Annotated in this window: 7 protein-coding genes; 1 reads left to right on the top strand and 6 read right to left on the bottom strand. The window is 43.0% G+C overall.

Features of this window, described 5'->3' with window-relative positions; genetic code table 11:
* Positions 1-89 precede the first annotated feature (89 nt).
* The 3 genes from IGK85_RS02965 to IGK85_RS02955 form a co-directional block, all read right to left on the bottom strand.
* Positions 90-1,379, bottom strand: coding sequence for a PTS sugar transporter subunit IIC (locus IGK85_RS02965; protein WP_008378054.1), 1,290 nt, complete (start codon positions 1,377-1,379; stop codon positions 90-92).
* Positions 1,380-1,384: 5 nt separating this feature from the next.
* Entirely contained in the window at positions 1,385-2,755 is a 1,371-nt protein-coding gene (locus IGK85_RS02960; protein WP_008378052.1) for a glycoside hydrolase family 1 protein, read from the bottom strand.
* A gap of 113 nt (positions 2,756-2,868) precedes the next feature.
* Positions 2,869-3,669 (bottom strand): MurR/RpiR family transcriptional regulator, encoded by an 801-nt coding sequence (locus IGK85_RS02955; RefSeq protein WP_008378050.1) that lies wholly within the window; start codon positions 3,667-3,669, stop codon positions 2,869-2,871.
* A gap of 205 nt (positions 3,670-3,874) precedes the next feature.
* Here IGK85_RS02955 and IGK85_RS02950 point away from each other — a divergent pair, with 205 nt between their 5' ends.
* Positions 3,875-5,374 carry a helix-turn-helix domain-containing protein gene (locus tag IGK85_RS02950; protein ID WP_008378048.1) on the top strand — a complete coding sequence of 500 codons (1,500 nt, stop codon included), beginning with the start codon at positions 3,875-3,877 and terminating at the stop codon, positions 5,372-5,374.
* Positions 5,375-5,448: 74 nt separating this feature from the next.
* Here the strand turns inward: IGK85_RS02950 and IGK85_RS02945 are convergent, their stop codons facing one another.
* The 3 genes from IGK85_RS02945 to IGK85_RS02935 all read right to left on the bottom strand — a co-directional run bounded on the left by IGK85_RS02945 (position 5,449) and on the right by IGK85_RS02935 (position 11,747).
* On the bottom strand, positions 5,449-9,672 hold the full coding sequence (locus tag IGK85_RS02945; protein ID WP_008378046.1) for a WxL domain-containing protein: 4,224 nt from the start codon (positions 9,670-9,672) through the stop codon (positions 5,449-5,451).
* 20 nt (positions 9,673-9,692) lie between these two features.
* Positions 9,693-10,742: a WxL protein host-binding domain-containing protein gene (locus IGK85_RS02940; protein ID WP_008378044.1), complete on the bottom strand. Its 1,050-nt coding sequence runs from the start codon at positions 10,740-10,742 to the stop codon at positions 9,693-9,695.
* A 225-nt stretch (positions 10,743-10,967) separates the two neighbouring features.
* On the bottom strand, positions 10,968-11,747 hold the full coding sequence (locus IGK85_RS02935) for a WxL domain-containing protein (RefSeq protein ID WP_008378042.1): 780 nt from the start codon (positions 11,745-11,747) through the stop codon (positions 10,968-10,970).
* Positions 11,748-11,783 lie beyond the last annotated feature (36 nt).

Below are 11,783 nucleotides of genomic sequence, written 5' to 3'. Positions count from 1 at the left end.
TAGTTTCACAGACGACGAGCGCAAGAATCACTTCACTCTTGCGCTCGTTTGTTGTTATTATAGTTAACTGTAAATCCTGTGCGAGTTTCTTATCCAGCTTGTTCTTGTGCTAAACGTTCTTCTTGAACTGCTTGATTATCTAAGGTTTTAAAGAACGGGTAATAGATAGCCATAGAAATAGCAACTGCAAATAGTTGATAGATACCAAAAGAGAGACTCCCTTGAACGATGCCGTGGATCAGCGGAGGTAACGAGCCCGCCCCTAGGATGCCAATCGGTGCGGTAATGATTCCCATAGAAATCAATGCGTACCCAAGAGAAGTGATCACTAATGGCGTCAATAAGAACGGAATCAAAAGCATCACATTCAACATCACCGGCATTCCAAAGACAACTGGTTCATTTACACCAAAAAGACCGCTTGGAAATACGATTTTTGAAAATGATTTGTAGCGCTTACTCTTGGAAAATAAAAACATGTCAGTCACTAAACCAATCGTTGCACCGCTCCCCCCTAAACATGCCAAATCGTATAACCCAAAATTAATGGCATGAGGGACTGCTTCTCCCGCCGCCACAGCAGCACTATTGTCTGCAAGATAACCCAAGAAAATCGGCATGAGAATCGGCAATACGGTCATTGAACCATGAATCCCGAAAAACCATAAGAGATTCGAGATCAAAATAAGAATCAAAAAGGCAGTTAAGGAACCCGTCAATCGCTGCAATGGTTCTTGAAGCAATGTATAAACAAAATCTGTCGCTGAATTATAACTAGTTACGCTAAAACCAAATTTAACAATTCCAAAAAGTGACGCAATCACAACTGCTGGAATTAAAGAAGTAAATGACTTGGTCACCATTTCTGGCACCCCATCGGGCATTTTGATCGTAATATTTTTTTCCACAAACAATTTCATCAGTTGAATCGTGATCAGTGAAACGAAAATTGCCACGAAGACCCCGCGCGCGCCTAAATAATTGGTACTTAAAAATGAAGCTCTTGCTTCGGGATTTTCAGTGAGTGGCGTTAATAACAGGAAACATACCAATGAGATGAACCCCGTCCCCAAGGCTTGTTCTTTGATCCCGAATATTCCTGCTCCACAGTAGGCAATACTAAATGCCATATACAAACCTAATAAATCAATTGTGTAAGCTGGAATATAATTCATTACTGTCCCAATGTTGGTCACTGATAGAAAGTTTTGATACGGTTCCCAGCTTAAACTAGAAATAACTGTAAAGATGGCACCTAACATAATAACGCCTAGTAATGACATCGAACCTGTACTCACACTTTTTAAATAGCGATTCGAAGAAATTTTATTCGCAACGGGAATAAATCTTTTTTCCATAAAGTGGATAAATGCATTCATTTTTCTTACCCCTTTTTAGTGTTTTTTATTTTATTTTGGTACCAATAGTAACTGTCTTTGGGAATTCGTCGACATTCTTTTGGATCTTCATCTGTGCGATCAACAAAAATCAAACCATATCGCTTTTTAAACCCTTGGTGTGAACTAACCAGATCAAGTAGTGACCAAGGACTATAACCCAATAAAGGATATCCTTCCTCCATAAAACGCTCACATTGCTTAATATGCTGTTCCAAGTAATCAATACGATAGACATCGTGAATTTGCCCATCTTCAATACGATCAGAATACGCTAAACCGTTTTCAGTCACCATCATTGGTAAATGGTATTTTTCATAAATCGACCGCATACCTATATATAATCCTTCAGGGTCAATACCAAATTCCATCCATTTCGTCTTCGTTAAATAAGGATTGTTCCCTAAGGTAAATCGCTCATTTCGATAAAATGGTGGTAGTTTGCTTGTATCTTCTCCCGGTTCAACGGCACGTATACAGGTACTACAGTAATAGTTTATCCCTATAAGATCTGGTTTATTCTTCTTCAAAATTTCTTGATCAGCTGGTTCCGTTTCTGGATACCAACCTTTCTCATTCAAATAATTGCAGTAGCTTTTCGGGTACTCGCCGAATACTGACATGTCGAGAAAACAATTTTGTAAAAAGTCTTCGGCGTTCTTAGCTGCTAAGATGTTCCTTGGCGAAGGTGTTTCAGGATAAACAACTTGCATAGAGCACACCGGTCCAATTTTCCCATCTCTTACGATTTTTCGAAAAACTTGAATTGTCTTTTTCTCAGCTAGCGACATATTGTAACTCATTTGATACATCTGCTTCATTTTTTCATCTGCATCCGTTTCGTGATTGCCATTTAAATCAGAAGCTGCTGTGACGATCAATTGCTCGTTGATCGTTCCCCACAACTTGACTCGATCACCGAAATGCTGAAAGCAAACTTTTGCATAAGCAACAAAGTAATCAATACATTTTCTTGATTTCCATCCGCCAAATTTGGTTACCAATGCTTGCGGCATTTCAAAATGATAGAGGGTAGGAAAAGGTGTGATTCCTTTTTCAAGACACCCATCAATCAAACGATTATAAAAATCGATGCCTTCTTGATTCGGCTGATCACCATCACCCATGACACGTGTCCAATTGAACGAAAAACGATAGAGATCGATCCCTAAGTCTGCCATTAATTCAATGTCTTCGCTTAGATGATGATAGTGATCGGACGCGATCTTCGAATCTGCAATTCCCTCCGGTACGTGACGCACATCTGTTGTTGCAATCCCTTTTCCACCTTCACCAAAGCCTCCTTCTACTTGAAATGCTGAAGTTGATGCCCCCCAATAAAAATCTTTTTTAACCATTGTTCCTTCCACCTTTCCCTTATAAGAAAACGATACCATCCGGGATTAATTCTAACGACAACAAAACAAGACCTCTGGTTTCAAATCCAAAGGTCTTGTTTCAAAATATGAAACTATTGAGGCAAATAGAACTTTTTCATATACATATAAATCAGTAACTCCATCGTGTATAGAATAGCAATCCGTCCTTCGGTGTTTTCGTTGATCTCTCCACAGAGGATAATTTGGTCTGCACTTCGCTCAATGATTGGAGAATGCTTAAACGTAAAGACGATAATTTTGATTCCCTTTTTCTTCAATGCTGCAATCACTTTTTCACTAAAGTAAAAGAAACCACCCTCCATCGAAAAAATCAAAACCAAGCTATCTGGCGAGCTTTCTTCCACAATTTTTAATTGCTCTTCCACTGTAAAACCAATCCGAATAATTTTATCCATGCTTGCTAATTTGCTTTGCAAATGCTGTCCCATAAAAGCAGCAAATTCTAAGCCAAACACAGCAACGTTTTCTGTTTCATGGATCGTAGAGACCACTGTTTCAAGTTCTGAAATCGAGAGATGTTCTTTGGCGTACCTCAAATTGATCAAAAGATTTGAGGTGAATTCGTCCAGAAATTCCTCCCTTTGTTCCACGGGCTGGATCACTTTTTTGGAATAATCGCTGACGATATCGATCTCTTTTTCAACCGCTTGTTTGAATTCCGTATAAGATGAAAAAGCCAAAATTCGAATGAATCGCGAAATAGCTGCAGTCGACACAAAGCATTCTTCTGCGAGTTCATAAATGGTCATCTTAGGGATTTTCGAAAAACTTCTTAGAATCGCCTGTGCAATAAAGTAATTATTGTCTTGTTTTTTCTGATTATTTAAATAGCGCAACAAAAGACTTCTGACTGAGGTTCCTTTATTTTCCATTCGTGCTACCTCCTAAATACGCTTTCACCTAAATATACAATGAAAGCTAGGGAAAGCAAAGTTGAATTGGTGAAATTCTCCTTATACTCTGCGCCCATTTCGATAATTTGAATCTAAAAACCTTTCCCTTGCCTTGCCAGTATCCATATTCCATAATCAGACGTGAGAGACGATCCACCAAACAGACCATATGGGAGTGTTATGAATGAAAAATTTTCAGATGACGTTTATTACTTCTACTACCACCATTCGTTGGTTGAAACTATTGAATCTCTTGGAACGGCATAAGACCCTTTCGAATCGTGAGTTATCAAAAGCTGTCCAGAGTTCGCGGCGCACGATCATTTATGATATGGAGGGGCTACGGAGCTACTTTGGAAGTACTTTAATGATCGAATCCACGTCGAATGGCTATTCTCTTCACGAATTACTACCGAAGGAATATCTTGAACGAAAACGAGCGCTCCTTCAGAATGAACCATTATTCGTTATTCTTGAGCATCTGTTTAAGGGAGAATATCGGACAGTTTCCGAATGGGCAGACTATTTTTATCTTTCTGAAAGTTCCCTTTTACGCTATTTAACGCTTTTTGAAAAAGCCCTGAGGCCCTTTCAGTTATCTGTTGATCACAAGAATTTCCGTCTGATCGGATCAGAAGCGGATATTCGCAAATTTTTTCATACCTTTTATTATGAGTCAGACGCTACGCCTCATACGGTACGTCCAACGATCGCTGTGCAAAACATCGTCTTAGATTTTTTTCGAAATATACGCGGCAAAACCAATAATACGGCTTCATTTTGGTATATCAGTTATTGGTTGTATATTGTCCTTGAGCGTACTCAAGCAGGAGAAACTGTCATTGTCTCCGATCAATTAAAAAAGATCGTCTTGGCAGATGAGCTCTTCCAAGAAATCCAGCCCCTCAATCAACGACTCCAAACGGCTTTTTCCTTGTCTTTACCGTCAGAGGAGCTGGTCTACCTTTTCGCTCTACTAGCAAGTAACCGTGGGATAAACAACTATCTCAGGGAAATATCATTTGTTAACCGCTTTGACCATTGGCCTGAGCTAAAAGAACTGACTGCCAATTTTTGCCAGTTTCAGCAAATATCCGATCATGATCAGTCCCGAGAGTTTATTTTTCTCCATTCTTTCTTTATAACAGAAAAAATAAAACAGCTGATTTCCCCTACCTATAATCTAAGTATGGAAGAAATTTCCAGTTACGCACAAACGCAATACCCTAAAGAGTATGAGGAAAATACACGGTTTCTTCTTAGAGAGCCTCTCTTTGAAGCAACTGCTCTGCCAGCAATCAGTGCCCGCTTCACTTTATACTTTGAAGGATTAAAAGAAAAATACTGGGGCAATCCACGCCGAATCGCTTTTCTTTTAGAGGGGGATGCGCATATTTGTCTTCACATCAATGCTTTTGCCGTAAAATATTTTGGTCGATATCATATTTTGCAATTTCCTGATTCCAGTGAGTTTTCTTTGGATTATGTGGAACGAAACAAGATTGATCTAGTCGTGACGAATTACGCAGAGTATTTGGAAGAGTATATTTTAGATGTTGAATGCCTCCTGATAAAATCGATCCCAGATGCAGATGATTGGAACAATTTCTTGAAAATCATCAACCCAAAAATCATCCATAATTTTGCGTTGCGAAACATCGAAAAAAGCACCTTTTATAAGTGAAAAGACGTGTGCGGCACTTGAACGCCGCACACGTCTTTTCCATTCGTTTCTTATTGCCGACTAGTATTCTTTCTTCACTCTGGCACACTACTTAACGACCATTCAATCGTTGCACGGTACCATCCCAACTTGGGATTTGCACCAGCAGGCACTTCCAAGGCGACACTGGTGGCTGCCGTCTCTTGATCACCAAAACGATAGACCCATGTTCCCGTACTCTGACTGTCGCCAGTTAGTAGAGGCTGCGCTTCACCTGGCGTCAAAGTTACACTATCATTCACCGTGGAAAGCTCTGGCATACTGGCATTGGAATTTGCTGAGGTCGTCATAAGCCGTTGATTGGCTAAGCTGATTTGAGCACCGATCAAGGGCTCATTGTCTTCATTTTGGAAGCCCTGCGAATCAAGAGTCGCCGATAAACGCCAACTCGTCTCTTCTGCATCGTTACGCTGATCCGTGATTTGCACATAATTCGGACGTTCCTTAGTTTCGGTTGCCCCTTCGGCAAGATTCATATGCTGAGGCAGTGCGTGATACGTTCCTTTGGCACTGCGGATCGGCACCTGACCAAATCGGAACTGGGAAACAAAATCAAGACTGAGCAACCCTTGGTTCTCAGGAATGACCGACGGATTTTCTGGATTCACTTCTACATCCGGTTCTAATGGATCAACCGGTGGCAGTGGGCCAGTCTGGGCGATTCGCAGGGTAGTTGCAGCGGGAAACACAGCGTCCCGAAAAACAACTTCTGAGGCTGGATTCTGATTGCCGTATTCGTCATTCGTTGTCGGCGGATTGATCACTCCAGCTTCTTTTGCCGAACCAGCAGAATCTTTCAGAAAGACTTGGATCTCATCCCCCGCTTTTAACTGCCGATCACTTACATCAATCGTAAATGTTCCATCTTCATCGATAACCACCGCCTCTGTATCAAACCAGTCACCATTATGTGCAGCACTTAGCTCAACCTCTTTGTCTTCCGTGTGGCCATGGATCTCAGTTGTTTCTTCAAGAAGTACGTAGGAAGCAAAAGCTGCGGGCGTTGGCGGCAAAATAGGGAAAACCTGCACAGACTCGGTCCGTATTTGATGTTGGGCACCTTCTGTCAGTTCGCCGCTGGTTAATTCGACAGCGACGACTCGGACGATGGTTCCTGCTTCCAAAGGAGCCTCAAGAGGAATCTCAAAAATCCCTCCTTGCGGCTCTTCTCCATAGATACTGATCCCCGGTGTGTCTTCTGTATGTCCGACGGTTTTCGCAGTGACTTCTTCCTTCTCACCATCTGCTGTTTCAATTTCAACGGTCACTTTCGCTTCATCATCCCAAGCAGGGCGAGTGCCATCAAAACCAACAGGCAAGCTGACTCGCCCATGAATTTTTTTGTCCGCATTCGTCGGCACCCGTAACTCATCGACGATCGCCCAACGCGCATTGTTTGAACTTACGCGAGAATACGCTGTCAGTCCCTGATTGCCAAATGTCTCCGTATTCAATATCTCTGGCTTATTCGTCAAACCTAACGTGCCAAAATCAGCTCCTGAAAAAGCAAAATCGAGGGTTGGGAAATTTAGATCGGGATCTCCTAAGAGATTTGACCCGTTTTTCCAAACAGCTAAGTCACTATTCGTCGCTGTTAAAGTTGAAAGATTAGAAACACTAAAGATGTTTCCTCCATCAAGCCGCTCATTACGAAAATCAAAAAAGACTGGATCGTTCAAGAAGACAGATAGTTTACCTGAACGAAACACGCCACCATTCGGGGTACTTGTCCGCCCTTCCACTTGGAAATATCCTTGTTCAACGTAGATCGTTGAATTGAAGTAGGTATGCATGTCAATCCCCGGACCACTATCTGCTACACACATAAATTTACTATCGACACCTACGATTGAAAAATTATTCTCTGTCCCGTTATCATGGATGCCTCTCGCATAAAAAATTCCTTGATTTCCTCCAGCGACATTCCCATCATGCGCGCTGCCGTTTCCCGGATTATAAAGGTCAACGATGCCGCCTTCTGTGATCTCAAAAGAATTTCCTCCACTAGGAATTCGGATCAAGGGTGCGCTCCCCCCTATTTTACGAACTTTTACTATTCCGCCATCCGTTACATGAAAGGTCACCAAACCGAAGTATAAAAATCGAATCACTGCGTGGTCCCCGTCAGCCTCATGGCTGCTAGCTATTAATTGTCCATTGCTTTGAACTTTAAAAGTAAAGTTCAGACTAGTGATATTGATCGCACTAGCAGTGATGCTTTCGACCTCTAAGACTGCTGATTCACTCAAAGTAAGAGCGCCAGCTTCTGCCGCATTCGACGGTGTCGATAAAACAAAGGATGCTGCTCCTTCTGCCGCTGCAATCTCACTGAAAATCCGTACATGTGTCTCTTCGCCACTAATGGTGACGTCGGCATTTTTTCCGTTGACCCGTAAAGCATTCGCATTTTCGGCGGTCAAGCGTACTTTTGAACCGTTCTGGATCGTCAACTTAGGATTCTCACCAGTCAGAAATACGCCGCGCCTTCTTTGTGTCGTTTCAATCTGCAATAAGGCAGCATCCCCCACAACCATTGTTGGATCCGCCCCCTTCATAAATAGTGCAATATTTTGTTCCTCCGACATTGCTGTGGCTGCTCCCTGACTTTCCACAATGAGCGTACCACCATCAAAAAGATAAAAATTGCTGTTGTCTCCTACTAGTTCGATCGCATTGGCATCTGCCGCCGTCTCATTGTTCACCCGTACTTGTGTTTCATCTCCTGCGATCGTAGCAGAAGGAAAGAAACCATTTAAGAGGATGGCGCTCGCATTCATTGTGTTTATCGTTACGTTTGCACCAGATTGGATCGTCAATTCTGGCTGCTCTCCAGTCAGAACAAGCCCGCGTTTTCTTTCTGTAACCTCGATTGAAAAAACTGAATTCTCTGCTGCAATAAAGCGAGGATTTCTCCCAGACAGAATAACGGCATTATTATTACCATTGGTCGGAGCAGCAGTCGTTCCTGGACTGCGAATAGTTAAACGAGCACCATGATTGAGTTCCATTTGACCATTATCGCCACGTAAATCGATTGTATTCGCATCCCCTAGTCGCGTAGTAATGCTCACTTGCGCACCCTCATCGATCAACAACCTAGGATCTTGAATATCTGGTGCTGTATAAAAAATCCACATATTCGGCTTATTAATAATCACTTGCGCTTGATTTCCGACCTCCACTTCTTTCAGATTGAACAAGGTATCGGAAGCCATCGTCATTGCTTCGAAGCGATTGATCCCACCAGTAAAGTGAACCTTCGCTTCTCGTGCTAAAATAAAAGGTGACCGATTCTCCGAGGCTTCTTCTACTTCCTCTAGTTCAACGACCCAGTTTTTACTCAACGCATTGGTGGTCTGGATCAAAGCGGTAGTGCCTGTTTTTTGGTAAGTGAGATTTTCGATACGAAAAATCGTTTCTTCGTTAACGGTTAATAATTGAAAATAAGCACTATTGTTATTGAGGGTCAATGCATGACCATTTCCTTGAATCATTATCGGACGATTGATGGTCATTATGCTGGAAGTAGATTGGACAAGGTCCGCTTGTAAGGAAAGAATGGATACGGCTGGATCTTGTAAAGCACTAATAAACTCCGCCATGGTCGTTACGTAAGCTGTGCCACCATCAAAGGCGCTTGGTACGATCTCACTAGCCGCCTGTACCGCTGACTCCTCCTGCGGACGCTCAATGTCTGCTACTTTTTCAGCAGGATCACTATCCGTTTCTTGCGATTCTAAGGACTCATTTTCCAAGTCTTTCGGTGTTTCCTCAGTGTCTGTCTCTGCAGCAGCTATTTCAACGATCGCTTCGCTTCCTGCACTGGCTATAACAAAACTTCCAGGAAGTTCGGCAACGATCAAAACAGAAAATGTTTGCCGTGCTTGACTTGCTTTGATCTGCCAGCATTGATCGCTTTGTTTTGCTGCTGTTTGTCCGGGTGCCAATACATCAGTCATCAGCTTGACTTCTGCTGGTAATTCTAGGAAGATTTCTGCCACCGTTTGGTCGCTGACCAAATCGATCGTAAGTGGTTGACCTACCGTACCAGCAAATTTAGGCTCTTTGAACTGCACCGTCCCTTCAGGCTCAGATGTTCCTGTGGCAAACTCCTCCAGAACTCCCTCATCCGCTAGCGGTTGTGCGAGGTATGGCGGCTCGGTTTCAGCAAAAACAACGATGAGCGGGACACTCATCAAGCGTAATCCCATAAAAACAAGCAGCAAGCGAATCCAATATTTCAAGTTTTGCTTTTTCATTCCATGCTCTCCTTTACTTCTTACGTATCCATGGTCGGCTTTTTGTTCTTCCATAACAGCCAAATGATTATTCCAATAAGGAAGATCACTAGTCCTAATGCGCTGATCAACCACCAGTTTTGCCCCTCTTCAATGGTGACATCCTCACGATTCAACTGTCGTGCTGTGTCTGCTTCCACAGTAAACGGATATTCCCATGTCCACTCCTCACCTTCAGCTCGAGCTGTTAAGCTCATTACATATTCTCCGCTGTAAAAACGATCCCCCTGTAATGAAACGGGAAAATGAAAATGTGAATTTGGCGCCATTTGCATCCCTTCACGCTGCGCCTCATATAAGACTTCTTCCTGATCCGCTCGTCTAACAACTGCCTCTACCTCTAGTCGATTGACAAAACGCGGCAACGGATTTTGTAGCGTTGCCCGAAACGCATTGCGATAATTGACTTGACCGGCAAACACATCCAATAACGCAAGCTCTGGTTCAATAATAGACGCTTCATTGCGGACAACAACGCCTAGGATATAAGCAAACCGGTTTTGGATCGCAACACCTTCTTCCTCTGATCCAGTCGCTTCTGCGATGACCTCTCGAATACGTAAACCGCCGACTAGACTACCAGTAAAGGCTTCTTCAGGCATATGTATGGGTAACTCGATCGTCTTTTTTTCCTTAGCTGACAAAATAATCTCTCCAGGTGATTCGATTAGATCAGCTATCGAATAAGGCAAAGTCGGATCAGGTTCTGCGGCATCTTTGCCATATTCCACGACGCCATTTCCGTTAGTGAACGCCGTATGTGCGGAAACTTCGATCGTGATTTCCTTTTCCGCGCGATTTTGAATCGTAATCCCCAGAACATCATCGGTCCCTGGTGCTAGTTCTAGATCAAAATAGCCACTATTCCCATCTGGCAATTGGCTTTTCGGCAAATTGGGGACCACATGAAATGGCAATTCTGATTGTGTTTCTGCCCAACCTGTCATCGGCAATCCAACGAGTACCATCACCAGTAAAACAAACCCAGCTACTAGCCTATTCTTGACTGATCTCTTGCTTTGTGTCTTCATAATGAATCATTCCTTTCAAAATAGGCAGGAACAACTCGTCTCCTGCCTATTCCCTATATCCCTTACTCACTTCCTGATTCGTTTTTCCCTAATCGCAACACGCGTATCATTCGCTATCGCGCTTACTGGTAAAATGATTCGTTAAAATCATGTGCCTTTATTCATGCTTCTGAGCCAAGCTAAAAGACTGGCTTCTTTGCTGTGTTCTTCCAAAAAACTTATCCCTTAATTCCCAGGAGTGGCACTTAAATGCCAAGTCAGAGTAGCCGTATAAGCGGTTGCTTGCGGATTCGCTCCTGTCGGTATATGGAGCCAAATCGCTTCATTGAGAATATCCTCTTCCCCAGCTGCATGCTGTTGATTTAGCAGGGTTTGATTGCCCCATTGAACCGTTGAAAGTCCCGCCCCTTGGCCAGGAGCCGCAGACATCAAGGTGTTGCCTTCCGTTCCAACATCGATGGTTTGATGGTTAAATTGATCGCTAGGTGCTGTTGGGAAAGTAGCCGAATCTAATGCATTCGAACGAATCTGTGGATTTTGAAATTCGATATAAGCCCCACGTAATACATGATTCGAAGTGGCATCTGTACTTGTAAATTGATCCAAATCGACATTTAACGTCCAGCCGTTGTGTCCACCACGGGTATCCAATACTTGAGCAAAAGAGACATATGGCGCGGTTCCTGACCCATCAGACAGTCGTTCCAGCTCCGCAAGCATTGCGGATTTTCCAGGGCCTGTGCTGATCACTTGGGTTCCAAAATCGAAGCGCTTTGGCACATGCACCAAAGTGAACGGACCGGTTACCTCTGGATCGATCGGATCAATTTCTACCTCTGGCTCTTTTTCAGGTAACTCAACATCGATCTCTTCCTCCTCCCCAGGGATGAAATCTACTTCATTTTCGGTATTTCCTTCCAGGATGGGGGTTGCTGCTGCGGTCACTCCCCCAGATAACACAGCGATACTCATGACACCGATTGTTGCTAAATAAATACGTTTCATAAAAAATTACTCCTTTTACTATTATTATTCGCAGAA

It is taken from the genome of Enterococcus sp. AZ015 (assembly GCF_050499225.1).
GTDB classification, from domain to species: Bacteria; Bacillota; Bacilli; order Lactobacillales; family Enterococcaceae; genus Enterococcus_D; species Enterococcus_D entomosocium.
Note: the sequence above shows the minus strand (reverse complement) of the source record. Positions and strands in the feature narration are given on the sequence as shown.

Excerpts from the sequence above, each read along its gene's own strand:
- IGK85_RS02935 (WP_008378042.1), bottom strand. The coding sequence starts at position 11,747 with ATGAAACGTATTTATTTAGCAACAATCGGTGTCATGAGTATCGCTGTG.
- IGK85_RS02960 (WP_008378052.1), bottom strand. The coding sequence starts at position 2,755 with ATGGTTAAAAAAGATTTTTATTGGGGGGCATCAACTTCAGCATTTCAA.
- IGK85_RS02950 (WP_008378048.1), top strand. The coding sequence starts at position 3,875 with ATGAAAAATTTTCAGATGACGTTTATTACTTCTACTACCACCATTCGT.
- IGK85_RS02965 (WP_008378054.1), bottom strand. The coding sequence starts at position 1,379 with ATGAATGCATTTATCCACTTTATGGAAAAAAGATTTATTCCCGTTGCG.
- IGK85_RS02945 (WP_008378046.1), bottom strand. The coding sequence starts at position 9,672 with ATGAAAAAGCAAAACTTGAAATATTGGATTCGCTTGCTGCTTGTTTTT.
- IGK85_RS02955 (WP_008378050.1), bottom strand. The coding sequence starts at position 3,669 with ATGGAAAATAAAGGAACCTCAGTCAGAAGTCTTTTGTTGCGCTATTTA.
- IGK85_RS02940 (WP_008378044.1), bottom strand. The coding sequence starts at position 10,742 with ATGAAGACACAAAGCAAGAGATCAGTCAAGAATAGGCTAGTAGCTGGG.